Here is a 24270-nt window from a genome sequence, read left to right on the forward strand (position 1 = left end):
GTGGTCTGTATCCACTGAAGAATGGTGTATGACGTCCACCTTCTTCTTTGGTTAGTACGTATACTTGGCCTTCGAATTCTGTGTGTGGTTGTACGCTTCCTGGTTTTGCTAGTACTTGTCCTCTTGAGATTTCGTCTCTTTGTACTCCTCTTAGTAGGATTCCTACGTTATCTCCTGATTCTGCTTGTTCTAGTTGTTTGTGGAACATTTCTACTCCAGTTACTACTGCTTCTGAAGTTTTGTCTGTTAGTCCTACGATTTCTACTGTATCGCCTACTTTTAGTGTTCCTTTTTCTACTCTACCTGTTGCTACTGTACCACGTCCTGAGATTGTCATTACGTCTTCTACTGGCATTAGGAATGGTTGGTCGTTGTCTCTTTCTGGGATGTCAAAGTAGTTGTCTACTTCTTCCATTAGTTTAAGGATTTTGTCTGACCATTCGCCTTCTCCACCTTCTTGTAGGGATTTTAGTGCTGATCCTACTACTACTGGTGCTTCGTCTCCGTCGTATTCGTATTCTGAAAGTAGGTCTCTTACTTCCATTTCTACTAATTCGATTAGTTCGTCATCATCTACTTGGTCTTGTTTGTTTAGGAATACTGCGATTTTTGGTATTCCTACTTGGCGTGCTAGTAGGATGTGTTCTCTTGTTTGTGGCATTGGACCGTCGGCTGCACTTACTACGATGATTGCACCGTCCATTTGTGCTGCTCCTGTGATCATGTTTTTAACGTAGTCGGCGTGGCCTGGAGCGTCGATGTGTGCGTAGTGTCTGTTTGCTGTTTCGTATTCTACTACTGATGTGTTGATTGTGATTCCACGTTCTCTTTCTTCTGGTGCTTTATCGATGTTTTCGTAGTCTACGAATTCACCTGTACCGTATTTTTTGTTTAGAGCTTGTGTAATCGCTGCTGTTGTTGTTGTTTTACCGTGGTCTACGTGACCGATTGTTCCGATATTAATATGTGGTTTACTTCTGTCAAATTGTGCTTTAGACATTTTATCCTCCCAAATTTAATCATTTATCAATATTCTACCATAAAAAGTTACAAAATTCTATATTTCTAGAATATTATTATTTTTATTTGCTTATATCTAAATTATAGTGTATACTATATAAGTAATGCCACTTTAGCTCAGTAGGTAGAGCGCATCCATGGTAAGGATGAGGTCCTCGGTTCGATCCCGGGAAGTGGCTCCATTTTTTTGCCCAAAATGCATTTTTTCAACGTTTTTTAAGATAATATTACACGATATTTCGCGATTTTTTGGCTGTATTGGTAACACGTTGGTAACGCAACATATTGGTACAATATACAATAAAAAAGAGGACAGAGTCCTCTTTTTTATTTATTCTTTTTACTAAACACAAAGGTAGTTGATGCTGTGATAAGAGTTACTATAACGCTTGCCATACCACTGATACCTGTACTTGGGTTTAGTTTTGTTCTTCCTTCTCTTTTTGTTTCGATGCTTTTAATGGGTGTATCTTTTACAATTTCTTGCTTATTTTCATCAACTTCATCTGCCAATGATTTTTCATCAGCATTATTATCTGATAGAATTTCTGCACCTTTTAATCTTGTTTCTAAACCATAGCCTAATTTATAAGCTATTTCATCATTATATTCAAAGTCTTCTGTAAGTCCTGGTACATCTACAGGTAATTTTCCGGTGGATGCTACTTTACCAAAAATTATATCTAGAGAATAAGGAATATTTGGTCCAAATGTTTTAGCTGGATCTTTACCTTTTTCTGTTGGATCCATTCCCTTTGACCCATAGGCTAAGACATGAGCATCAGAATTTTGGTATCTATCTAAATCATATGGTTTACCAATACTTAATATAGTAGACTTTTTATTATTTTCTTTTGCATAACTTGTAAGCATATCTGGAATTTGTGCTAGCCAGTCATCTTTACTTAATTGACCTGCCCTACCTATTTCACTAACTCCTATAATATAGTCATAATCTTTTGTATATTGTTTAATTACTTCTTTAGCGTCATTTGGATTTTCTTTAAAACTTTCAAAGCTAAATACGTCTAATAATGCATCTTTATCTATGATTCCTTCATCTTGTAGCTTTTCAAATCCATATTTAAAACCTGGTATTTCATTTTCATATGGTGTGTATATTAAAACTTTTTCTCCTGCTTTTGGATATAAAGGAAGAGCATTATTTACGTTTTTAGTTACAGTTATAGCCCTATCTGTAATTTCTCTTTGTTTTTCAAAGTGTTCTTTATTCCCCACAACTTTTAAAGCATTATCTATCTTTTCTTCTAAAGGTTTATTGTATTGATCTAAATCTAATATGCCCCTTCTATATTTAAGGTCTAGGATTCTATATACTGAATTGTCAATTTGCTTTTCAGTAATATTTCCTAAATCTAATTCATTTTTAATTCTACCCACAATATTATCCAATTTTTCTAAATCAGCATTTTTTTGAAGTAATGCTGGCATAAGAGGGATATCTACTCCTGCTTTTATAGCCATTATAACTGCATCTTCTTCTCCAAAATGATCAGCTATGGCTTGCATTTTCATAGCATCAGTGATAACTATGCCATCATAGTTCATTTTTTTTCTTATAATTCCGGTGATTATATCATCAGATAATGTTGCAGGAATACCTACTATACTGTCATCTTTCTTTGAAATAGCTGTGTCTTTTTCAAGGTGAGGGTAGGAAATATGAGCTGTCATTATCATATCCACTCCTTCATCCGCAGCTTTTATAAATGGAAATAATTCCAATTTTTCTACTTCTTCATATGATTTATCCACCACTGGCAAACCTAGATGACTATCAGTTGCTGTATCTCCATGACCAGGAAAATGTTTAATTGCAGCAGATACTCCTTGATCTTGCAGACCTCTTAGAACTTCTGAACCTAACTCTCCTACAAGTTTAGGATCTGAAGATATAGAACGCAATCCAATTACAGGGTTGTTTGGATTGTTATTAGTATCCATTACTGGTGCAAGGTTTACGTTTATACCTAGGGCTTTTATTTCATCTGCAATAATTTTCCCGTATTCATAAGCTAATTTTTTATCTCTAGTAGCTCCAAGTGCCATATTGCCAGGTAAGGATGTCCCAGTTCCTAGTCTTACTACAATACCTCCTTCTTGATCTATAGAAATTAATAAAGGGTCTAGACCATTTTCTATAGCAGCTTTCTGGATATTATGAGTAAGTTTTGTAGTTTGTTCGGTATCACGAACATTCTCTGCAAAAAGAATAACTCCACCGACCTTGTATTTTACAATGGCATTTTTTATATCTTCATTTAATTCAGTTACTTCTTTGAGTTCACCATTTTCATCTTCCCAGCTTCTGAATTCTAGCATAAGCATTTGGCCAATTTTTTCATCTAAGGTCATTTTTGCTATCTTATCTTCTATTTTTTTATCTCTAGGTTTATTATTATCATTTTTCCTATCAATGTTATTAGTACTTATTTCACTTGTACTAACTTCTTCATTCTTAGTAGTGGATTCACTAGCATTTTCTGCCTTATAAGCTTGATTTTCGAGATTTTCTTCTTCAATAGGTGTGTTCTCTTCAGAATTTGGTTCATTATCTTTAATAAGCTCTTCCATGTCTTGGCTAAAAACATCATCTAAATTTTGTGCATCATACTCTATAACTGCTTGTTGATTTGTCTCAGAAGCTAGTGCTATATTATTGGGCAGGGTGCCTACTCCCAAAGCTAATAGCATTGCTACACCGTAGCGGTATTTTTTATTCATATATCCCTCCTAGTTTATATATTTTTAGTATAAATTGTTAGAAGTTATAAGTCAAGAAAACATTTTCAAATTTTGTTATATTGTATTTGAAATTTTCTCTATAATTAAATTATCAAATTATTGGGTAATAAATAATATATTAAGATTTATGGAGGAGATATATGAAATGGCAAGATAGACGAAGGAGCTCAAATGTAAGACGAGGTCCAAGCATGGGCGGTGGTGGAAGAGGCGGATATCGAGGCCCAGTATTCTTACCCACTGGCGGACGTGGTGGTCTAGGTGGAATCATTTTATTTTTTATTTTAATGGCACTTTTCAGAGGTATTAGCGGAATCGGTTCAGATGTAGGAAACGATAATGCTAACAATCAAGACCAATACCAAGAACAAATTCAAGTAAATCCAAATTCTCGTAGCAATGATCAATCCAGTGAACGTGATAGACTGGAGGACTTCTTGGCGGTAGTTTTAGCTGATACAGAAGATGTATGGCATGCTAAGTTTGAAGAAATGGATGCAATTTACGAAGAACCTACTATGGTTCCTTTTACAGGATCTACAAGATCAGCTTGTGGAGTTGCTCAATCAAATATGGGACCCTTTTACTGTCCGATTGATGAAAGTATCTATATTGATGTGGACTTTTATAATCAATTAGTTAATCAATTCGGGGCAGGTGGTGACTTTGCCTTTGCCTATGTTTTAGCTCACGAGGTTGGCCACCATGTTCAAAATCAACTGGGTATCTTAGAGCAAACTAACAAACTTAGACAAACTTTACCTACCAAAGAATACAATAAATATTCTGTAGCCCAAGAGCTACAAGCAGATTATTTTGGTGGACTATTTGCTTATTATGTCGAAGAAAAAGGTTATTTAGAGCCTGGAGACATAGATGAAGCAATGAATGCTGCTGCAGCTATAGGTGATGATAAAATTCAAGAAATGTCAGGTAGAAATGTAAATGTAGATACCTTTACCCATGGTTCATCAGCTCAAAGAAAAGAAGCTTTTGACCTAGGATATAAATATCATGATATAGAACATTCTATGGTATTTTTTGATAGAATCCAATAAAAAAAAGACCTCAAATGGAGGTCTTTTTTTATTTACATTTTGGGCAAAGTCCCCTATAAACTATTTCTTCTGATTGAATATCAAAATCACCTAGTTCATTAGGTAAGCGATGATTAATTATTTCAAAATCACTTATGTCACCACATTTTTCACATATAAAATGCCCATAAAATTTTTTCCTAAATTCATATCTTTTGCTACTCATATTAAAGTCTAATTCTTTAATTATCTTTTTATTTGAAAAAAGATTAAGAGTATTGTAAACTGTAGCTTGCGATATAACTGGATCTATTTCTTTTAAATCTTTATATATTTTTTCTGCTGTAGGATGGGTGTGATTTAAAACTAAATAATCTAGTATTAGAAGTCTTTGATGAGATAATCTAATATCATTTGCTTCTAGTATTTTTTTTAATTCATTCATTCTATTTTCAGTATTGAGATCCTTAATCTCCTTAAGTTTAGTTTCCATAGCACCCCTTTCTTTTATTTAGTATACAGTATTATTAGACTTAATCAATAGCTAAAAATTTTAAAATAAAAAAGGCTCTATTATAGAGCCTTTTAATAAAAAGTTTAAAAAACTTATGCAAGTTCTACTTCTGCACCAGCTTCTTCTAATTGAGATTTTAAAGCTTCTGCATCGTCTTTTGAAAGTTTTTCTGCTACTGTTGCAGGTGCACCATCAACTAATGCTTTAGCTTCTTTAAGTCCTAGACCAGCTGCATCTTTTACAACTTTGATTACGTTGATTTTAGCTTGTCCTGCTGATTTAAGAACTACATCAAATTCTGATTTTTCTTCTGCTGCTGCTTCTCCACCAGCTGCTGCTGCTCCTGGTGCTGCTGCAACTACTGCTGCTTGTGCTGTTACGTCAAATTCTTCTTCGATTGCGTGTACTAAGTCAGATAATTCTAGTACTGTAAGTTCTTTAATATCTTCTAATAATTGTGTTACTTTTTCGCTTGCCATTTTAATTCTCCTTTTATAATTTATAGTTAAGCTTTATTTTTTTAGTATTTGATTCTACTTTTTAATCACTGAATCTTACTTATTATTCAGCTGTTGTTTCTTCTACTTCTTCTGCTGTTTCGCCGTTTTCTTCTTTTTTAACACGTACTGCATCAAGAGCAAGGGCAATTTTAGCAATTGTATTATTAAGGTCACCAGCAAGTGATTGGATTGGTGATTGTAATACATTTGCAAGCATTGAGTAAAGAACATCTTTGCTTGGTAATGATGCAATTGCAGTCATTTGTTCGCCTGTTTGGATATTTCCATCTACAAGACCAGCTTTGATTAGAAGTTTTTCTTTTTCTTCATCTCCAGCTTTTCTGTAGTCAACAGCAACTTTTGGACCTGTAACTGAATCTTCATTTGAGAAGATTAATGCGTTTGTTCCTTTTAGTTCACTTGTTAAATCACCGTATCCAAGTTCTTCAAAAGCAAATCTCATCATTGTGTTTTTATAAACTTTGTATTCTGAGTTGCCTTCTCTAAATTTTGAACGTAAATCTGTGATTTCTTGAACATCCATTCTATCAAAACCAACAAGTGTTACAGATTTTGAATTTTCGATTTTTTCTTTAATTTCATTAACAACTTCTTGTTTAGCTGCTATAGCTTTTTCGCTCACTATTTCACCTCCTAAAGGCTTTTTTGGTAGGTATTAAAAAACCCCCACTTTAATAAGCATAATAAATATGCTTACACCGGTGGGGATGTAAGTTTCATTTCTCCCACCTATACGCAATTATTAAACATTACTGTCTGCGTAGTCTTTGGTAGCCTGTTTATTTGACTATGATATTATATCATATATTTTTTATTTTGCAAATTATTTTTTATCAACTAAATCCATTACTCTTTGAGGTGATAGTTTTACACCAGGTCCCATAGTTGATGCTACAGTTACTGATCTGATATATCTACCTTTTGAAGATGCTGGTTTATCTTTTACAATTGCTGTTAGTAGCGCTCTAATATTTTCAGCAAGTTTTTCTTGTCCAAAAGAAATTTTTCCTGTTGGAACGTGGATTAGGTTTGCTTTATCAGTTCTATATTCTACTTTACCAGCTTTGATTTCTTCAATAGCTTGTTTTACATCCATTGTAACTGTTCCAGTTTTTGGGTTTGGCATAAGACCTTGAGGTCCTAATATTCTACCAATTTTACCAACTGTAGCCATCATATCTGGTGTTGCAATTACTACATCAAAATCTAACCAGTTTTCATTTTGAATTCTTTCTGCTAATTCATCTCCACCTGCATAGTCAGCACCTGCAGCTAGAGCTTCATCAATTCTATCTTCTTTAACGAAAGCAAGGATTTTTTGTTCTTTACCTGTTCCGTGTGGAAGTACAATAGTACCTCTTACTTGTTGGTCAGCGTGACGGCTGTCAACACCAAGTTTTAAGTGAAGTTCTACTGTTTCATCAAAGTTAGCTTTTGCTGATTTTTCAACAATTTCTAAAGCGTCATTTAATTCATATTCTTGTGTAATATCATATGAATTTCTAGATTCTAAATATTTTTTTCCTCTTTTTGCCATTTAATTCCTCCTTGTGGTAAGTCGAGTTTCCTCTCCCACTAATCTTCTACAGTTACTCCCATAGATCTTGCTGTTCCTGCTATCATGCTTACTGCTGCTTCTAAGCTAGCTGCATTAAGGTCTTTCATTTTGGTTTGAGCGATTTCTTCTAGTTGGCTTCTTTTAATTGATGCAACTTTGTTTTTGTTTGGCTCACCTGAACCTTTGTTTAGGTTGATAGCTTTTTTGATTAATACTGGTGCTGGTGGTGTTTTTGTAATAAATGTAAAGCTTCTATCCGTAAATACTGTAAGCTCTACCGGTATTATCATTCCAGCTTGATCTGCTGTTTGTGAATTAAATGCTTGTACAAAGTCCATAATATTAATTCCGTGTGGACCTAGTGCTGTACCTACTGGTGGTGCTGGAGATGCTGCTCCTGCTGGTACTTGTAATTTAACTACTGCTTGTACTTCTTTATCTGCCATAATTTACCTCCTTGTGGTCATAGCGGGGGTTTGCCCTCCCACGTTCTAGCAGTTATAAAACTAAATTGTTTCGATATCTGTAAATTCTAAGTCTATTGAAGTATCACGTCCAAAAATATCAACAAATGCTTTTATAGTTTGTTTTTCGGCATCTACTTCGGTAACTTCACCTACAAAATCCTTGAATGGACCTGCGATGATATTTACATTATCTCCTACAGCTACATTGATATCCATAATTGGTTTTTTCTCTTTTACACCAAATTTTCTAACTTCTGCTGGTGTAAGTGGTACAGGTTTTCTATCTGGACCTACAAAACCGGTTACCCCTTGAGTATTTCTAATAATATACCAAGATTTGTTGGTAACATTCATTTTTACCATTACATAGCCTGGGAATAATTTTCTAGTTTTTACTTTTTTCTGATCATTTTTAACTTCAACGTATTCTTCTGTTGGCACTGTTACATCTATGATATCTGGGTTTTGCTCATTATCTATCATTGATCTAATTTTATCACAAACCCTATTTTCATAGCCTGTATAAGTATGAACTACATACCATTTTGCCTTTTCAGAAGCTTCGCTTGTTTCTTCTACTGTATCTTCTACAGCTTCTGCTTGATCTTCTAAAGGTTCGTTTCTGTCAAAAGAATCTGTCATCATGCACCTACATTAAATTATAAAACCTAATAGATTTGCAAATAACATATCTAATAGCCAAATCACAACTCCTGTTATAGCACTGATAGCTAAAACTAAAAGTGTATATTGAATGGTGGTTTGTTTATCTGGCCATTGAATTTTTTTTCTTTCTCTACTAACAGAGGCGAAAAAACCTTCATCTTTTTTTGCCATTATTTGCTCCTATTTTGTTTCTCTATGCAATGTATGTTTTTTACAGAAAGGGCAATACTTATTTAACTCAATTCTTTCTTGGTGAGTTTTTTTATTTTTTGTAGTATCGTAGTTTCTGTTTTTGCATTCAGTACATTCTAATTTTACTTTATCTGCCATTAAAACACCTCCTAATTTTATATACGGATAATTCCTACAAGTGATAATAATACCATCCATATAATAGTTTGTCAACTTAATTTTGCTCTAATTTTTCATAAAAAGATATGCGCCTTGCTACTAAAAATTCTCTTAAATCATCAAGGTCATGATTGGAAAAACATTGATCTTGGTAACCTAATAAAATTTCTTCTATATCTGGTAATACATATATATCTTCATCAAACATCTTTCCAAGATATATATCTTCTCTATCATAATAGACTTCAGGAGGATAATCTTCTAGTTTTCTAGTATCAAAAATTATAAAGCTATCATTTGAATAAACTTTATCTTTTACTATTAAAACTCTTTCTTTTGGATCTATAAGTCTGCCTGTTTTAAAATCACGCATCTATACTCAAACCTTCTTTATTAATTACATCTACTATTTTTTCGCAAGAATCTTTCGCTATTTCATCAGTTTCAGCTTCTACCATTACTCTAATAACAGGTTCTGTTCCACTAGCTCTTACCAATACCCTACCAGTATCTGCTAGCTTATTAGTAATTTCATTTATCTTTTCATTTACTGCTTCATTATTTAAGGTAGCTTCTTTATCCTTTACTCTTACATTTGACATTGTTTGTGGATATATTTTTAAATCTCGGGTCAATGATTTAAGGTCTGATTTTTGTTCAATCATAGCCTCCATTATCCTAAGAGAAGTTAGAATACCATCACCAGTTTTAGCATATTTTCTAAAGATAACGTGACCAGATTGTTCTCCTCCAATCTCATAGTCATTTTCTTCCATAGACTGGTGTACATATTTATCTCCAACTTTAGTTTTTACATAATCTATGCCAAGATTATCTAAAGCTTTATATAGGCCAATATTACTCATAACTGTAGTTACTACTGTATTTGATGGAAGCTTTCCCTCATCCTTCATATGTTTTGCACATACATAAAGGATAGAATCTCCGTCAACAATATTTCCATCGCTATCAACAGCTATACATCTATCCGCATCCCCATCAAATGCAAAACCTACATCAAGTTTATTTTCCAAAACAAATTTTTGTAAATTTTCTATATGAGTGGAACCTGCATCTACATTTATATTAAAACCATTTGGCTTATCATTCATTACATAGGTATCAGCGCCTAGTGCATCATATACTGGTTTAGCTATTGTAAAGCTTGCCCCATTTGCACAATCAAGACCTACTTTTATACCCTCAAAAGATTTATCTACAGTTTGGATTAAAAATGCAATATATCTATTTCTGCCCCCTATAAAGTCAACAGTACGGCCTATATCTTCTCCAATTGCTAGGTCAATATCATTTATATCGCTATCTATATAAGCTTCTAATTTTTCGAGGAAATCATCTTTCATTTTTTCCCCGCTAGAATCTATTATTTTTATTCCATTATCATAGTAAGGATTGTGGCTTGCTGTTATCATTACTCCACAATCAAAATCTTCGCTTCTTACTATATATGATACAGATGGAGTTGGGGTTACGTGTAGTAGGTGGGCGTTTGATCCTGAAGAAGTAATACCTGCTGATAGAGCATCTTCAAACATATAAGATGACCTTCTAGTATCTTTTCCTATTAAAATCTTACCGCTATAGCCGTTTTTTTTATTAAAATAATCTCCTAAAAATCTTCCTATTTTAAAAGCATGGTAGACATTTAGTCCTTTATTTGCTTCTCCTCTAAAACCATCAGTTCCGAAATATTTCATAAAACCTCCTATATGTAAAACAGTTTTATCTATAGGTTTATTATACACTTTGTGGAAACTTTCAAAACAAAATGGTTATTAAAAGTTCAAAGGGTACAATTTATATGAGGTGAGATTATGAATATAGAAACATTAAACAACGAAAAATTTTATATAAATGGAGAATATGTCGATGCTGCTAGTGGTGAGTTTATCGATGTAGAAAATCCAGCTACAGAAGAGATTTTTGCAAAAATCCCTAGCGCAAATGAAGAGGATATAAATAAGGCTGTAGATGCTGCCTATGATGCTTTCCCAGCTTGGTCTAAGACTCCTATAGAAGAGAGAGTAGCATTAGTTAAAAAATTAAACCAATGGATAGATGAACATCAAGATGACTTTGATGAATTAATTTTATTAGAACTTGGTATTCCAATCCATGTTGGTCACGGATCCCAAGTTGGTAGGCAAATTGGCCGTGCTGATGTATTTATTGAACAAGTACAAAATATAGATTTAGAAACTCCAATGGAGGGTGGAATTTTAGTTCGTGAACCAATAGGTGTAGTAGCATCGATAACACCATGGAATTATCCATTAGGACAAATTATTCAAAAAGTAATACCTGCCCTAGTATCAGGATGTACAGTTGTACAAAAACCAGCTACAAATACTCCTTTATCTGCATACTTGCTTGCAAAAGGTATTGATGAAGTAGGCTTCCCAAAAGGTGTATTTAACCTAATAACTGGTCAAGGATCTGAAGTTGGAGATATATTAAATAAGCATCCAAAAGTTGCAATGATTTCCTACACAGGATCTCTTGCAGGTGGTGCTGCTTCAGCTAAAGCTGGAATGGATACTGCAAAAAAAGTTGTTCTAGAACTAGGCGGTAAGTCTCCAGCAGTATTTATAAAAGGAGCTAATATAAAAGAAGGTGTTGAACAAGTACTAAACACTGTTTATAAAAACATCGGACAAACTTGCTCTTGCCTATCACGCGCTGTAGTTACAGAAGATATCTATGATGAAGTATTAGAAGAATTCTTAAATCAATACGAAAACTATCCAGTGGGTGACCCAACAGATGAATCAACAGTAGTAGGACCACTTTCAAGTGAAAAACAATTTGAAAGAGTAAAATATTATATCGAAAAAGGTATAGAAGAAGGTGCTGAATTAATTCGTGGCGAAGTACCAGAAAAATCTGGTAAAGGTTATTACGTAAAACCTGCTATATTTACTAATGTAAAACCTGGAATGATCATCCATGATGAGGAAATATTTGGACCAGTTTTATCAATTGTAAAAGTAAAAGATGTTGATGAAGCTATTGAAGTAGCAAACGCAGTAGACTACGGTCTATCTTCAGCAGTATTTGGTGAAAATGAAAAAGCCTTAGAAGTTGCTAAAGAAATAAAAGCTGGAGAATGCTATGTAAATACATCACAAAAGGGACCAAACCTACCATTTGGCGGTTACAAGCAATCAGGTATCGGCCGTGAAGGTGGACTATACGGATTATTAGAATACTACGAATTAAAATCAATTTATACCAAATAAATTAAAAAATTTTTAAGAAGAGCTTAGGCTCTTCTTTTTTTATGGCAAAGTATACTATAATGAAAGTATGAGAAAATTAGATTACATACCAAAAACAGATATAAAAATGATACATGTAGATAAGTCCTACACTTTTGGAGTTGATTCCATAATTTTATTGGACTTTGCAAGAATGAAGAAAAATAAAACTCTAGCTGATATAGGCAGTGGCTCCGGAATTCTTAGTCTTGGAGCTAATAGTTATTATGATTTAGAGAAAGTTTATGCCATAGAGATTCAAAAAGAAAAGGCAAAACTACTTAAAGAAAATTTAATACTAAACAAAATTTCTAATATAGAAATTATAAATGAGGACTTAAATAAAGTTAATCTTGGCACAAATACGCTCGATTACATAATAACCAATCCTCCCTACTATAAAATTACAGATAATATCGGAAATAAAAGTAAAGAATTTCTTATCTCCCGCCAAGAAAAGTACCTAAGCTTAAAAAATATTTTTGACTTTGCTAATAAAACCTTAAAAGATAGAAGAAAAATGTTTATGATTCATAAGCCAGAACGCATGGTAGAAATCTTTAAAGAATCAGGCAACCTCAAGCCAAAAAGAATAAAATTTGTTCATTCCACATATGATAAAAAGCCCCAGTTTATTTTGATTGAATTTGTAAAAAATGCCAATGATGGAATAAAAATTGAAGATCCACTAATAATTTATGAAAATGGGAACTATAGTCAGCAAATGAAGATTATAAATGGCCTGATTTAATTCCTATAAAATTTGTAATATATTGTTAAAAGTGTTAAAATATTGTTGAAAAATTATATCATATTAGGAGGAAATATGAAAATTAATCAACTTAAACCATTAGTTCTAGCCCTGTCACTATCATTGGTTTTTTCTGGTTGTGATAATAATGCAAATACGAATGAGCAAAAGCCAGAAAATGAACAGAGTGAACAAGTAGAAGAAACCACAAAAGTTGAGGAAGAAGCTACTAGCGAAGGAAATACAGAAAAAAATTCTGAGGAAGCTGAAGATGAGAAGGCTGACTCAAAAGATAAAAAAGAGAATAGTACATCCTTAAAAGATGGTACATATAAGGCAAGTGCTAATGGCTATGACCGTGAACTAAATCTAGAAGTAACAATTGCAGATGGCAAAATCTCAGACATAGAACTTTTAGAAAATCACGAGACAGATGCTGTTATAAACAGAGCATTTCCTATAATCAAAGAAAAAATAATAGAAGCAAATAGCCCAGATGTAGACTCTGTATCTGCTGCTACTTACTCAACAACAGCTATTAAGCAAGCAACATTATCTGCATTAGAGGAAGCAGGACTTGATAAAGATTCTATAAAAGTAACCAATTCTACAGGCTATGAAGAAGATAGAGAATTATCTGAAGCAGAAGATAAAACTACGGACCTTCTTGTAATCGGTGCTGGCCCTGCTGGCCTTTCTTCAGCTATTCAAGCTAAACAAGATGGTGTAGAAAACGTAACTGTTATCGAAAAAATGGATATCCTAAGTGGTAACGGTAAATTTGATATGAACTTCTTTGACATGGCTAATTCTGAAGCTATGAAAGCAAATAATAACGAAGTAACTAAAGAAGAATACAAAGAAAATTACCTAGAAAAATCTTGGGACAGCGAAGAAAGAATCGATGCTATTACAGATGGAGCTTTTGAAATAGATAGTTGGTTAAGAGACCAAGGTATAGAACTTGACCATAACTTTGGTGAAGATGGCTCTATGAACCACATGGCCAAAGAAGATGAATATGCTGGTGACTATATTCAAACAAAATTAGAAGCAACCGCAAAAGAACTTGGTGTGGACATAATTCCAGGAACAAAAGCTACAGATTTACTAATAGAAGATGTTAAAGCAACTGGAGCAGTAGTAGAAGATAAGGAAAATACTTATAATATAAATGCTACATCTACAGTTATTGCAACAGGTGGTTTCTCTAATAATCCTGATTTATTAGCAGAGTATATACCAGGAGCAGAAGAGATCCCTACATCAAACCAAATGGGTGCAACTGGTGACTTTGTAGAAATAGCTAAAAATCACAACATCAAATTAGACGATATGGAAAAACCATCCATCTTCCCTAAAATCTTAGATCCTAGACGTGACCTTACTGGTGCTTTTGATAGTAATTTTATTTTTGTAAATGAAAATGGAGAAAGATTTATAGATGAAACTAGTGGTGGTGTAGAATACGGTCAAGAAATGATGAAAAATCGCCCAGTATACTACATCTTTGATGAAGCAGCAAGGGATTCTTTCTATAGACTAACAAGTCAAGTAGAAAAAGGTTATATAGCAGAATACGATAATATAGAATCTTTAGCTGAAGCAATTGGATGTGAAGCTGATACTCTAAAAGAAACATTTGATACCTACAATAAAGCTGTAAAAGATGAAATTGATGATCCATTTAGAGAAGAAGTTGCAGAAGAAGAAATAAATACAGACGGCAAATTATACTGTGTAACAGTTACCCCTGCAGTACACATGACTAAAGGTGGTATAGTTGCAAATGAAAAAGCCCAAGTATTAGATAATGAAGATAATATAATCGAAGGCTTATACGCAGCAGGTGAAGTAACAGATACATCTGGTGCTTACTCATCAGCAGTAATATTTGGTAGAATATCTGGTAAATCAGCAGCAGAAAATATCAATAAATAAGATTTTAAAAACGCGTCTAATTTGTTTTAGGCGTGTTTTTTGATACAATAAATTAAAGGAGTTTTTATGGACTATCAAATTTATTTTATTCCTACACCAATAGGAAATCTTGACGATATGACAATTAGGGCAATTAATACCCTAAAAGAAGTAAATATTGTAGCCTGCGAAGACACTAGGGAAAGTAAAAAGCTACTAGACCATTATGGCATAAATAAACCCCTTACCTCCTACCATAAATTTAACGAAACAAGTAAGAGTATAGAAATAATAGAAAATGTCAATGCTGGTAAAACTTATGGAATAATAACTGACCAAGGCATGCCTGGTATATCAGACCCAGGTCATATCCTTATAAAAAAATGTATAGAAGAAAATATTTCATATACAATTTTACCAGGAGCAAGCTCGATAATAACTGCCCTTGTAGGATCAGGACTAGATAATGACCGCTTCTCTTATTATGGTTTCATTCCAAAGAAAAATGGAGATAAAAAGAAATTATATCAAGAATTAGAAAATGAATATAAAACATCAATCTTATTTGATACCCCTCACAACTTAGAAAATACTCTTAATGATTTTAAAGAATATTTTGCTGACCGCAAACTTTGTATAGCCCGTGAGCTTACAAAAAAGTTTGAGGAATATGTATTAGAAGATATAACTGATATAAAAATTGAAGATATAACCTTAAAAGGCGAATTTGTTCTGATTTTATCTGGCAAAGTTAAAAGCGAGGATGCTGACATAAGTGCTTATGAGGATGAGATTAAAAAACAAATAGATGAGGGACTTAGGACAAAGGATATAGTTAAAAATATAAAAAAAGTAAGTGATTTCTCAAAAAATGAAATCTATGAATACGTCTTATCTTTAAATAAATAAATCGGGCGATGTGCCCGATTTTTAATTTACTCTATTTTCAGAATCCCCTGTTTTTATAACTTCTACTGCGCTATCTAGGGCATATTTCATTTGATTTTCTAAAGCAGTATCAGTAAAAAATGCTATGTGACTATACATATCTACTTTAGGATGATTAAGCAGCGTATCAAATAATTTATCATCATAGTCTGGATTATTTTTACCATAAATACCATCTTCATTTTCATAAACATCTAGGGCTGCTCCATCAATTTTGCCATCATCTATAGCATCTAATAAGGCTTTTGTATCTATAAGTCCTCCACGAGATGTATTTACTATTAGTGCCCCATCTTTCATTTTATCAAAAGCATCTTTATCAAATTGGTGGAAATTTTCATCAACTAGGGCCGCATGAATAGAAAAAATATCTGATTTTTCTAAAAGTTCATCAAATTCTACAAAGTCTACTGTGTTTTTTGCATAAGATTTTGGGTGAGGAGTGGTAGCTATTATCTTTACTCCAAACGGTTTTAAGCCTTCAGCAACTAAGTAACCAATAGTGCCTAGACCATAGATACCAACTGTTTTTCCTCTTAAAGTTTTACCTAGTTTATTTTCACTAAAGCGAAAATCTTTTTTCTCCATATCATTTTGGATCTCACTATCTTTTTTAAGTAGTTTTAAAATCATCATTACAGTAAATTCGGCAATTGATTCTGGAGAATAATCTGGTGTATTAGTTACTACTAGTCCAGCTTCATTTGCTTTTTCTAAATTTATCCTATCATAGCCAACGGATGTTATAGAAATTTGTTTGATCCCATAATCTGCAATCTTTTGATACATATCATCGCTAAGTTTACTTGATGCTGCTAGCACTAACCCATCAGCATCCTCTAGTCTTGAAATATTCTCATTATTTATAGGTTCATCTACTATATCTACTTCTATATTATTTTTCTCTTCCCATTGTTTGATGTATTTTATAGAAAGAGAATTAGGATTATATATGCAAATCTTCATTTCTAGCTCCTTTAAAAGTTTATATAGTATCTCTACCCTATTTTTAAGCAAAATAAAAAGAACCCTTAGGTTCTTTAAATTATAAAATTATTTTTTTCTGTTTTTTCTTTTAGCTGCGTCATTTTTTTTCTTTTTAATAACGCTTGGTTTTTCGTAGTGTTCTCTTCTTCTGTATTCAGAAAGTACACCGGATCTTGCGCATTGTCTTTTGAATCTTTTAATTGCACTATCGATTGATTCGTTTTCTCCAACTTTAATTTCTGTCATCTCTATCCCCCCTCTCGTATTACACAAAAATTTTTTCATATTCTATTGTGGATTACATTTTAGCCTGGAGGCCAGTGAAATGCTCTGCCACCTAGAACGTGAAAATGCAAGTGAGGAACTGTCTGTCCCCCGTCTTCGCCGATATTTGTAACAACTCTATAGCTTTCTAGATTATTTTCTGAAGCTAATTTCTGGATAGCTAGCATAATTCTACCTATAAGAGCGCTGTCACTTTCTTCTATCTGCGCTAAACTTGTTATGTGCTTTTTTGGTATAACAAGAAAATGGATAGGTGCTTGTGGATCTAAATCATTAAAGGCAATTATGTCTTCATCTTCGTAGATTTTGTCACTAGGAATCTCTCCTGTAACAATCTTACAAAATACACAATCCATACTTCACCCCCATTAGTATATATTTTACCACAATAAAAAAACCGAGTCAATAAATTACATTGATAAATGCACATCTTTTATGTAAATATTTTTAATTAGGGTATACAATAAATAATGACTTTGAAAAGAAAGGATATATAATGAAAATTTTAATTTTAGGTTCTAATGGTGGAGTTGGAAGTAAAGTAACTAAGCTTCTAAAAGAGTCCAATGCAGATTTTACAGCAAGTGTAAGAGATGAAAAAAAGTTAGAAGAACTTAAAGCTAGTGATATAGATGCAAAATTAATTGATGTTGCCAAAGACTCTATAGATGATATGGTAGAAAGTTTTAAAGGTTATGATAAAGTATTATTTACTATAGGAGCTGGTGGTAAGGATGGTGCTGAAACTACTGTTAAAGTTGACCTAGATGGTGCTGTCAAAACTATGGAGGCTGCTAAAAAAGCAGGAGTTGACCAATACTATATGGTTTCTACCTGGGACTCATCAAGAGAAGCTGTAGAAAATCCAGATGACCCAATCAAAACCTATACAATTTGCAAACACTATGCAGATTTGTATCTAAAAAATAATTCTGGATTAACTTATACTATAATTCACCCATCAAGCTTAAATGATAATCCTGGTCAGGGAACTATCGAAGTAACTGACACCCACTCAACAAAAGTAGCAGGTGATCAGTCTATATCTCGTAGTGATGTCGCTAAAGTAGTTGCAAAGTTACTTTTAAGCGATGGATACAAAAACGAAGAAATTCAAATTGCAGCTGGAGATACTGATATAGATGAAGCTTTAGAAGATATAAAATAGCAATCAAAAAGACAGCTCACAAGCTGTCTTTTTATATACGTTCTCCTACTAACTCATAATTGACTATTTCAGTAATCTTCACATCAATAATAGTATTAGCAGGGATATCTTCTTTTACATTTACTTTTAAGTAATTTGTAGAATATCCCCCACTATATCCTTCTAAGTCTGATTTTGATTCTACTAAAACTGATAAGACTTTTCCAATTTGCTTTTCTAAAAATTCTTCACGATTAGTTTCTTCAATTTTTTCTAAATCATGGAGTCTATCTTTTTTGATATTACCATTTATTTGATTACCCATTTTTGCAGCACGAGTACCTTCTCTTGGGGAGAATTTGAATAAATGGGTTTTTGAAAATTTAATATCATTTACAAAATCCATAGTTTGCTTGTGATTTTCTTCTGTCTCGCCAGGAAAACCAACTATAATATCTGTAGTTATCCCCGCATTTGGGAAAACTTGCCTAATTTCTTCTACTTTTTCTTTATATAAAGCTCTATCATATTTTCTATTCATAGCTTTTAGAACATCATCTGATCCTGATTGCAGGGATAGGTGGAAGTGGTCACAAGCTTTTCCGGTAGCTTTCATTCTTTCTAAAAACTCTATAGAAATATGCCTAGGTTCCATAGAAGATAATCTTATTCTTTCTATACCATCTACTTTTGCTACAGCTTCTATAACATCTATTAGGCTAGATCCATCGTCAAAGTCTTTTCCATAGCTTGATACATGAATACCTGTTAAAACTATTTCTTTAAAGTTATTTTTAGCTAATCTTTTAGTTTCTTCTACAATTGATGGTATATCACGGCTAACTATATTGCCCCTTGCATAGGGAATTAGACAATAGGAACAGTACATATTGCAGCCATCTTGGATTTTTAGGTAGGCTCTTGTCATTTCTGTTTGGTTAGAAATTTGTAGTTCTTCAAAACTTTTTGTTTCACTTGGGGCTATTATTTTATCAATAGCTCCCTTATTTTGTAAAACATCTTCGCAAAGTTCTACTACATTTTCTTTATTACGAGAACCTAATACAATATCTACTCCCTCAATTGCTGCAACTTCTTCAGGTTTTACTTGGGAATAGCAACCCATAACTGCAACAACTGCTTCTGGATTATCACGGCGGGCACGGGATATCATTTGCCTACTTTTTCTATCACTCATATTGGTTACAGTGCAGGTATTTATCACGTATATATCAGCGTTTTCATTAGCTTTTTCATAGCCTTTTTGTAAAAATAATTCTTCTACTGCTTCTGATTCGTACTGGTTTACCTTGCAACCTAGAGTTATTATGTTAAATGAATTTGTCATTAGTCAAATAAGTCCTTAATTTTTGCAAAGAATCCTTTTTCGTGTGCCTTTACTTCTTCTCCTAAAGTATTGGCATAAGTTTCTAAGGCTTCTTTTTGTTCATTGTTTAAGTTTGTTGGAGTTACAACATTTACATAGAAGTATAAGTCACCTGTTCTTTTTGTTCTGCTATCTGTAATTCCTTCTCTTTTAAGCTTAAACTTAGTACCTGTCTGAGTACCTGCAGGAATTTCAAATTTTGTAGTTTGATGTAAGGTTGGTACTTCTATTTCACCACCTAGGGTCGCTGTTGGGAATGATATTGGCATATCGTAATAAATGTCTAAACCATCACGTTTAAATATTTCATGATCTTCTACATCTAATACTACATACAAGTCTCCATATGGACCACCATTTTCTCCAGCATTTCCTTTGCCAGTTATACGCATTACATTATTTGTTTCCACTCCTGATGGGATATCAAGTTTTATGCGTTCAGATTTTATAACTGTTCCTTCACCATGACATACTTTACATGGGTCATCTATGATTTCACCTGTACCGCCACATTTTTCACAAGTAACAGTTCTACTCATCCTACCAAATGGTGTTTGGCTTACTTCATTTACTACTCCAGCTCCGTTACACTTATCACAGGTATGAACTGAGTTTTGATTTTCTGCACCTGTTCCATTACAAGTTTCACATTCTACTTCGCGTCTTACTTGTATTTCTTTGCTTGCCCCAAAAGCTGCTTCGGCAAAGGTTAGTTTTACTATTTGTTGAATATCTGAACCCTTGGTTGGCCTATTGCTAGCCCCTCCACCGGCACCATAAAATAAATCACCAAATAAATCTCCAAAAAGATCTCCAAATCCTCCTGAAAATCCTCCGCCGTAGCCACCAGCTCCACCGTTTTCAAAGGCAGCTGCTCCATACCTATCGTATTGGGCTCTTTTTTCACTATCTGATAATATTTCATAGCTTAAAGTTGCTTCTTTAAACTTTTGTTCTGCTTCTTCATCACCAGGATTTAAATCTGGGTGATATTTTTTAGCAAGTTTTCTGTATTCTCTTTTTATTTCTTGGTCGCTAGCATCACGGCTAACGCCAAGTACTTCATATGGATCTTGCATATTTCCTCCATTTACACTTAAAAAAAGCTATTTCACAATGAAATAGCTTTTTATTTTATTTAATTTATTATACTTATTTTACCTAAGTTTGCTATTATAAATTAAATTTATTCTTCATCATCATCGATAACTTCGTAGTCTGCATCTACTACGTCATCATCTGCACTACCAGCTTCAGCACCTTCTGCTCCTGCAGCTTTATACATTTGTTCACTCATGGAGTAGATTTTTTCTTGAAGGGCTTCTGTTTGAGCTTTGATTTCTTCTGTATTGTCTGAAGCAATTGCATCTTCTAGTTTTTTAATTTCTGCTTCGATCTCATCTTTTTGAGCACCTTCAATACCAGCTTCTTCTAGTGTTTTACGAGCTTGGTATACTAGGCTTTCTGCATTATTTTTTGTATCGATATCTTCTTTTTTCTTTTTATCTTCTTCAGCAAATTGTTCTGCTTCTTTTACTTTTCTATCGATTTCTTCATCTGTTAGGTTAGATGATGATGTGATAGTAATTTTTTGTTCTTTTCCTGAACCTTGGTCTTTAGCAGTTACATTTACAATACCATTTGCATCTATATCAAATGTTACTTCAATTTGTGGAACACCACGTCTTGCTGCTGGGATACCTGTTAATTGGAAACGTCCAAGTGTTGTATTGTCTGCAGCCATTTCACGTTCACCTTGAACAACGTGGATATCTACTTCTGTTTGACCATCTGCTGCAGTAGTGAATACTTGTGATTTTTTAGTTGGAATTGTTGTATTTCTTTCGATAAGTTTTGTAGCAACTCCACCTAGTGTTTCAATTCCTAATGATAGTGGTGTAACATCTAGTAATAGTAAGTCTTTTACTTCACCTGTTAGTACCCCACCTTGGATAGCTGCACCAAGTGCTACGGATTCATCTGGGTTGATATCTCTTTGTGGTTCTTTACCTACTAAGTTTTTAACTAAGTCTTGAACAGCTGGGATTCTTGTAGATCCACCTACTAGAAGTACTTTATCAATATCAGATGATTTTAAACCTGCATCTGATAATGCATCTTCTACTGGTTTTCTTGTTTCATCAACTAAATCTTTTGTAAGTTCATCAAATTTGGCTCTTGAAATTGAGATATCTAAGTGAACTGGTTGACCATCAACTGCTGTAATAAATGGTAAGTTTACATTTGTAGTCATTGTTGATGATAATTCTTTTTTAGCTTTTTCAGCTGCATCTTTAAGTCTTTGCATAGCTGTTAAATCTTTTGTAAGATCTACGCCATTTTCTTTTTTAAATTCACTTGCTAGGTAGTCTACTAATTTGTTATCAAAGTCATCCCCACCTAGTTTATTGTTACCACGTGTTGAAAGTACTTCAAATACTCCATCACCTACTTCTAGAATAGAAACGTCAAATGTACCACCACCAAGGTCATAAACCATGATTTTAGATTGGTCATGTTCTTTATCTAAACCATATGCTAATGAAGCTGCAGTAGGTTCGTTGATAATTCTATCTACTGTTAGACCTGCAATTTTTCCTGCGTCTTTTGTTGCTTGTCTTTGAGCATCTGTAAAGTAAGCAGGTACTGTGATTACCGCATTAGTAACTGTGTCATTTAAATATTTTTCTGCATCTGATTTTAATTTTTGTAAGATCATAGCAGAAATTTCTTCTGGTGAATATTTTTTACCATCAATTTCTGCTGTCTTATAGTCAGAACCCATTTCTCTTTTGATAGATGAGATTGTTCTATCTGGGTTTGTTATTGCTTGTCTTTTAGCTGTTTCACCAACTAATCTTTCTCCATCTTTTGTAAATGCTACAACTGATGGAGTAGTTCTGTTACCTTCACTGTTTGGAATAATTACTGGGCTTCCACCTTCCATAACAGCTACTGCTGAGTTTGTTGTACCTAAGTCAATTCCTATAATTTTTGCCATATTAATAGCCTCCTATTTTGCTACCTTAACCATTGCTGGTCTTATAACTTTATTATTTAATTTGTATCCTTTTTGAAATGTTTCAATAATATGATCGCTTTCAACCTCATCAGAATCTTCAGCCAAAACTGCTTGGTGAACATTTGGATCAAAAATTTCACCATCTGATGGTATTTCTTCTAAACCTTCGTTTTTAAGGATATTTAACATTTCATCACGAGTCATCACTATTCCTTTAACAAGTCCATCTTCTGGGTCTTGGTCTTTTAAGGCTCTATCAAAGTTATCGAGAACTGGTAAAAGTTTTTCTACTAAGTTACTTACTGCAAATTTTTTAAAATCTACCTTGCTAGCTTCTTCTCTTTGTTTATAGTTTGTAAAATCCGCTAGAAGTCTTTGATATTTATCTTTAAACTCGTTGAAATCTTCTTCAAGTTTTTCATTAGTTACTTCGTTATTCTCTTTATCTTCATCAACGGCTTCATAATCATCATCAACTATTTCGCCATCGATAATTTCATCTTCTTCTAAGATTTCTTGATTTTCAGTCTGGTCTTTATCAAGCTTTTCATCATTTAATTTTTTTTCATCCATCCTTAAGCCCTTTCAATCATTAAGTAGTCTAGATATCATCATTATATCTGATATTACTTCGATATAATTGATACGAGTTAGCCCTATTACTCCGATGTGTCCAATGACATCATTGTTTATTTTAAAAGATGATGTAATGACAGTATTTTCTTTTAGTTCATCGAGCTTATTTTCATATCCTATTGTTATATCGAGTTTATCGTATAAGTTGTTACCCAAAAAACTATTTACTTTTTCTTTACTATCTAATAGTTTAATAAAATCACGAGCCTTAGATAAATCATCATATTCTTTAAAATTAAAGATATTTCCAAGCCCTTCAATTTGTATTTCTCTATTTTGCTTACCAAAAGACTGGCTTTGTAGCCTTTTTTCTATAATCTCAAGTAAAGATTTATAATCATTTAGCAAAGTAATTTCAAGTAAATTAAGATTATTATAAACCTCATTGATATCAGTTTCTACCATTGTCTTTTTAAGAACGTTATTAATAAATAATAGCTCATCAGGAGTTATTTCATAATCAAGATATATACTATCTTTTACTATAAGTCCATTGTCAAATACTGCTAGTAATAGCAATTGACTATCCGATAATCTGATAAGCTCCATATTTACTATCATTTTTATTTCATTTTTATGAGTCATAGATACTGCTGTTAAATTCGTAAGTTCAGCTAGCATCTTAGTTGCAGTCTCCACAATGTCTTCTGCATTGTGATAATTTTTATCAAGTAAGTTTATAATTGTTTCACTTTTCTTTGCCTTTGATATATCCTCCATTTCATTTTTAAGAATATAATCTACAAACATTCTATATCCCTTATCAGAAGGAAGTCTACCACTTGAAGAGTGAGCTTTTTCTATTAAGCCCATTTTTTCAAGAGAACTCATTTCGTTTCTGATTGTTGCAGGTGATACATCCAATTTGTAGGTATCTGCAAGGCTTTTTGAGCCAATTGGCTCACCATCTATAATGTAAGAGTCTATGATAGAGAATAATATTTTTAACTTTCTATCATTCAAATTTATCTCCTTTAGCACTCTTTAGTATCGACTGCTAATATTAGTA

The 24270-nt window shown here is 33.2% G+C and carries 26 protein-coding genes and 1 tRNA gene; 7 read left to right on the forward strand and 20 right to left on the reverse strand.

Going from position 1 to position 24270, the window contains the following annotated elements; all coding sequences use genetic code 11:
* Positions 1–1000 (reverse strand): elongation factor Tu (gene tuf, locus ACCQ40_RS03155; RefSeq protein ID WP_410032581.1); only part of this gene is annotated, 1000 nt, incomplete at its 3' end.
* A gap of 126 nt (positions 1001–1126) precedes the next feature.
* On the opposite strand from tuf, the gene ACCQ40_RS03160 reads away from it, so the two are divergent.
* A tRNA-Thr gene (locus tag ACCQ40_RS03160) sits at positions 1127–1202 on the forward strand.
* 145 nt (positions 1203–1347) lie between these two features.
* Here ACCQ40_RS03160 and ACCQ40_RS03165 read toward each other — a convergent pair.
* Entirely contained in the window at positions 1348–3765 is a 2418-nt protein-coding gene (locus tag ACCQ40_RS03165; protein ID WP_410032582.1) for a glycoside hydrolase family 3 protein, read from the reverse strand.
* A 161-nt stretch (positions 3766–3926) separates the two neighbouring features.
* On the opposite strand from ACCQ40_RS03165, the gene ypfJ reads away from it, so the two are divergent.
* Positions 3927–4844 (forward strand): KPN_02809 family neutral zinc metallopeptidase, encoded by a 918-nt coding sequence (ypfJ, locus tag ACCQ40_RS03170; protein ID WP_394011636.1) that lies wholly within the window; start codon positions 3927–3929, stop codon positions 4842–4844.
* A gap of 28 nt (positions 4845–4872) precedes the next feature.
* Here ypfJ and ACCQ40_RS03175 read toward each other — a convergent pair whose 3' ends face one another.
* The 10 genes from ACCQ40_RS03175 to glmM form a co-directional block, all read right to left on the reverse strand.
* A complete protein-coding gene (locus ACCQ40_RS03175) occupies positions 4873–5316 on the reverse strand; it encodes a Fur family transcriptional regulator (RefSeq protein ID WP_394011637.1) in 444 nt (147 codons plus the stop codon).
* Between the two features lie 113 nt (positions 5317–5429).
* Positions 5430–5816 carry a 50S ribosomal protein L7/L12 gene (rplL, locus tag ACCQ40_RS03180; protein ID WP_410032583.1) on the reverse strand — a complete coding sequence of 129 codons (387 nt, stop codon included), beginning with the start codon at positions 5814–5816 and terminating at the stop codon, positions 5430–5432.
* Positions 5817–5898: 82 nt separating this feature from the next.
* On the reverse strand, positions 5899–6480 hold the full coding sequence (gene rplJ, locus ACCQ40_RS03185) for a 50S ribosomal protein L10 (RefSeq protein WP_410032584.1): 582 nt from the start codon (positions 6478–6480) through the stop codon (positions 5899–5901).
* Positions 6481–6681: 201 nt separating this feature from the next.
* Positions 6682–7395 (reverse strand): 50S ribosomal protein L1, encoded by a 714-nt coding sequence (rplA, locus tag ACCQ40_RS03190; RefSeq protein WP_394011640.1) that lies wholly within the window; start codon positions 7393–7395, stop codon positions 6682–6684.
* 38 nt (positions 7396–7433) lie between these two features.
* Positions 7434–7862: a 50S ribosomal protein L11 gene (gene rplK, locus ACCQ40_RS03195; protein WP_394011641.1), complete on the reverse strand. Its 429-nt coding sequence runs from the start codon at positions 7860–7862 to the stop codon at positions 7434–7436.
* Positions 7863–7922: 60 nt separating this feature from the next.
* Positions 7923–8525: a transcription termination/antitermination protein NusG gene (gene nusG, locus ACCQ40_RS03200; protein ID WP_394011642.1), complete on the reverse strand. Its 603-nt coding sequence runs from the start codon at positions 8523–8525 to the stop codon at positions 7923–7925.
* A gap of 12 nt (positions 8526–8537) precedes the next feature.
* Positions 8538–8720: a preprotein translocase subunit SecE gene (gene secE, locus ACCQ40_RS03205; RefSeq protein WP_410032585.1), complete on the reverse strand. Its 183-nt coding sequence runs from the start codon at positions 8718–8720 to the stop codon at positions 8538–8540.
* A gap of 9 nt (positions 8721–8729) precedes the next feature.
* Positions 8730–8879 carry a 50S ribosomal protein L33 gene (gene rpmG, locus ACCQ40_RS03210; RefSeq protein WP_203127412.1) on the reverse strand — a complete coding sequence of 50 codons (150 nt, stop codon included), beginning with the start codon at positions 8877–8879 and terminating at the stop codon, positions 8730–8732.
* Positions 8880–8955: 76 nt separating this feature from the next.
* Positions 8956–9273: an aspartate 1-decarboxylase (aspartate alpha-decarboxylase) gene (locus ACCQ40_RS03215; protein ID WP_394011644.1), complete on the reverse strand. Its 318-nt coding sequence runs from the start codon at positions 9271–9273 to the stop codon at positions 8956–8958.
* Positions 9266–10618 carry a phosphoglucosamine mutase gene (gene glmM, locus ACCQ40_RS03220; RefSeq protein ID WP_410032586.1) on the reverse strand — a complete coding sequence of 451 codons (1353 nt, stop codon included), beginning with the start codon at positions 10616–10618 and terminating at the stop codon, positions 9266–9268. Before glmM ends, ACCQ40_RS03215 begins: the two co-directional genes overlap by 8 nt.
* A gap of 117 nt (positions 10619–10735) precedes the next feature.
* On the opposite strand from glmM, the gene ACCQ40_RS03225 reads away from it, so the two are divergent.
* The 4 genes from ACCQ40_RS03225 (at position 10736) to rsmI (ending at position 15758) form a co-directional block, all read left to right on the forward strand.
* Complete coding sequence (locus ACCQ40_RS03225; protein ID WP_410032587.1) at positions 10736–12160, forward strand: aldehyde dehydrogenase family protein; 1425 nt, start codon at positions 10736–10738, stop codon at positions 12158–12160.
* Positions 12161–12227: 67 nt separating this feature from the next.
* The gene (locus ACCQ40_RS03230) at positions 12228–12929 is read left to right on the forward strand and encodes a tRNA1(Val) (adenine(37)-N6)-methyltransferase (protein WP_410032588.1); all 702 of its coding nucleotides are present in this window, start codon (positions 12228–12230) and stop codon (positions 12927–12929) included.
* A gap of 75 nt (positions 12930–13004) precedes the next feature.
* On the forward strand, positions 13005–14870 hold the full coding sequence (locus ACCQ40_RS03235; RefSeq protein ID WP_410032589.1) for an FAD-binding protein: 1866 nt from the start codon (positions 13005–13007) through the stop codon (positions 14868–14870).
* 66 nt (positions 14871–14936) lie between these two features.
* On the forward strand, positions 14937–15758 hold the full coding sequence (gene rsmI / locus ACCQ40_RS03240; RefSeq protein WP_410032590.1) for a 16S rRNA (cytidine(1402)-2'-O)-methyltransferase: 822 nt from the start codon (positions 14937–14939) through the stop codon (positions 15756–15758).
* Positions 15759–15779: 21 nt separating this feature from the next.
* Here the strand turns inward: rsmI and ACCQ40_RS03245 are convergent, their stop codons facing one another.
* From ACCQ40_RS03245 to ACCQ40_RS03255, 3 genes are all read right to left on the reverse strand, one after another.
* Entirely contained in the window at positions 15780–16763 is a 984-nt protein-coding gene (locus tag ACCQ40_RS03245; RefSeq protein ID WP_410032591.1) for an NAD(P)-dependent oxidoreductase, read from the reverse strand.
* 87 nt (positions 16764–16850) lie between these two features.
* Positions 16851–17030, reverse strand: coding sequence for a 30S ribosomal protein S21 (gene rpsU, locus ACCQ40_RS03250; protein WP_101540532.1), 180 nt, complete (start codon positions 17028–17030; stop codon positions 16851–16853).
* Between the two features lie 59 nt (positions 17031–17089).
* Positions 17090–17425, reverse strand: coding sequence for a histidine triad nucleotide-binding protein (locus tag ACCQ40_RS03255; RefSeq protein WP_410032592.1), 336 nt, complete (start codon positions 17423–17425; stop codon positions 17090–17092).
* 140 nt (positions 17426–17565) lie between these two features.
* Between ACCQ40_RS03255 and ACCQ40_RS03260 the strand changes: the two genes are divergently transcribed.
* Positions 17566–18237, forward strand: coding sequence for an NAD(P)H-binding protein (locus ACCQ40_RS03260; protein ID WP_410032593.1), 672 nt, complete (start codon positions 17566–17568; stop codon positions 18235–18237).
* A 31-nt stretch (positions 18238–18268) separates the two neighbouring features.
* On the opposite strand, the gene mtaB is transcribed toward ACCQ40_RS03260, so the two are convergent.
* The 5 genes from mtaB to hrcA all read right to left on the reverse strand — a co-directional run bounded on the left by mtaB (position 18269) and on the right by hrcA (position 24224).
* Positions 18269–19564 (reverse strand): tRNA (N(6)-L-threonylcarbamoyladenosine(37)-C(2))-methylthiotransferase MtaB, encoded by a 1296-nt coding sequence (gene mtaB / locus ACCQ40_RS03265; RefSeq protein ID WP_410032594.1) that lies wholly within the window; start codon positions 19562–19564, stop codon positions 18269–18271.
* Entirely contained in the window at positions 19564–20682 is a 1119-nt protein-coding gene (dnaJ, locus tag ACCQ40_RS03270) for a molecular chaperone DnaJ (RefSeq protein WP_394020550.1), read from the reverse strand. Before dnaJ ends, mtaB begins: the two co-directional genes overlap by 1 nt.
* Before the next feature lie 107 nt (positions 20683–20789).
* Positions 20790–22604, reverse strand: a complete 1815-nt coding sequence (dnaK, locus tag ACCQ40_RS03275; RefSeq protein WP_394011655.1) for a molecular chaperone DnaK — start codon at positions 22602–22604, stop codon at positions 20790–20792.
* A gap of 12 nt (positions 22605–22616) precedes the next feature.
* The gene (gene grpE / locus ACCQ40_RS03280; RefSeq protein ID WP_394011656.1) at positions 22617–23198 is read right to left on the reverse strand and encodes a nucleotide exchange factor GrpE; all 582 of its coding nucleotides are present in this window, start codon (positions 23196–23198) and stop codon (positions 22617–22619) included.
* A gap of 12 nt (positions 23199–23210) precedes the next feature.
* Entirely contained in the window at positions 23211–24224 is a 1014-nt protein-coding gene (gene hrcA, locus ACCQ40_RS03285) for a heat-inducible transcriptional repressor HrcA (protein ID WP_410032595.1), read from the reverse strand.
* Positions 24225–24270 lie beyond the last annotated feature (46 nt).

The sequence above is a fragment of the Anaerococcus cruorum genome, assembly GCF_046365495.1.
GTDB lineage: Bacteria > Bacillota > Clostridia > Tissierellales > Peptoniphilaceae > Anaerococcus > Anaerococcus cruorum.

Bases quoted from the DNA above. Each gene is read 5' to 3' on its own strand.
- ACCQ40_RS03165 (WP_410032582.1), bottom strand. From the start codon at position 3,765: ATGAATAAAAAATACCGCTACGGTGTAGCAATGCTATTAGCTTTGGGA.
- ypfJ (WP_394011636.1), top strand. From the start codon at position 3,927: ATGAAATGGCAAGATAGACGAAGGAGCTCAAATGTAAGACGAGGTCCA.
- ACCQ40_RS03175 (WP_394011637.1), bottom strand. From the start codon at position 5,316: ATGGAAACTAAACTTAAGGAGATTAAGGATCTCAATACTGAAAATAGA.
- rplL (WP_410032583.1), bottom strand. From the start codon at position 5,816: ATGGCAAGCGAAAAAGTAACACAATTATTAGAAGATATTAAAGAACTT.
- rplA (WP_394011640.1), bottom strand. From the start codon at position 7,395: ATGGCAAAAAGAGGAAAAAAATATTTAGAATCTAGAAATTCATATGAT.
- rplK (WP_394011641.1), bottom strand. From the start codon at position 7,862: ATGGCAGATAAAGAAGTACAAGCAGTAGTTAAATTACAAGTACCAGCA.
- nusG (WP_394011642.1), bottom strand. From the start codon at position 8,525: ATGACAGATTCTTTTGACAGAAACGAACCTTTAGAAGATCAAGCAGAA.
- secE (WP_410032585.1), bottom strand. From the start codon at position 8,720: ATGGCAAAAAAAGATGAAGGTTTTTTCGCCTCTGTTAGTAGAGAAAGA.
- rpmG (WP_203127412.1), bottom strand. From the start codon at position 8,879: ATGGCAGATAAAGTAAAATTAGAATGTACTGAATGCAAAAACAGAAAC.
- ACCQ40_RS03215 (WP_394011644.1), bottom strand. From the start codon at position 9,273: ATGCGTGATTTTAAAACAGGCAGACTTATAGATCCAAAAGAAAGAGTT.
- glmM (WP_410032586.1), bottom strand. From the start codon at position 10,618: ATGAAATATTTCGGAACTGATGGTTTTAGAGGAGAAGCAAATAAAGGA.
- ACCQ40_RS03225 (WP_410032587.1), top strand. From the start codon at position 10,736: ATGAATATAGAAACATTAAACAACGAAAAATTTTATATAAATGGAGAA.
- ACCQ40_RS03230 (WP_410032588.1), top strand. From the start codon at position 12,228: ATGAGAAAATTAGATTACATACCAAAAACAGATATAAAAATGATACAT.
- ACCQ40_RS03235 (WP_410032589.1), top strand. From the start codon at position 13,005: ATGAAAATTAATCAACTTAAACCATTAGTTCTAGCCCTGTCACTATCA.
- rsmI (WP_410032590.1), top strand. From the start codon at position 14,937: ATGGACTATCAAATTTATTTTATTCCTACACCAATAGGAAATCTTGAC.
- ACCQ40_RS03245 (WP_410032591.1), bottom strand. From the start codon at position 16,763: ATGAAGATTTGCATATATAATCCTAATTCTCTTTCTATAAAATACATC.
- rpsU (WP_101540532.1), bottom strand. From the start codon at position 17,030: ATGACAGAAATTAAAGTTGGAGAAAACGAATCAATCGATAGTGCAATT.
- ACCQ40_RS03255 (WP_410032592.1), bottom strand. From the start codon at position 17,425: ATGGATTGTGTATTTTGTAAGATTGTTACAGGAGAGATTCCTAGTGAC.
- ACCQ40_RS03260 (WP_410032593.1), top strand. From the start codon at position 17,566: ATGAAAATTTTAATTTTAGGTTCTAATGGTGGAGTTGGAAGTAAAGTA.
- mtaB (WP_410032594.1), bottom strand. From the start codon at position 19,564: ATGACAAATTCATTTAACATAATAACTCTAGGTTGCAAGGTAAACCAG.
- dnaJ (WP_394020550.1), bottom strand. From the start codon at position 20,682: ATGCAAGATCCATATGAAGTACTTGGCGTTAGCCGTGATGCTAGCGAC.
- dnaK (WP_394011655.1), bottom strand. From the start codon at position 22,604: ATGGCAAAAATTATAGGAATTGACTTAGGTACAACAAACTCAGCAGTA.
- grpE (WP_394011656.1), bottom strand. From the start codon at position 23,198: ATGGATGAAAAAAAATTAAATGATGAAAAGCTTGATAAAGACCAGACT.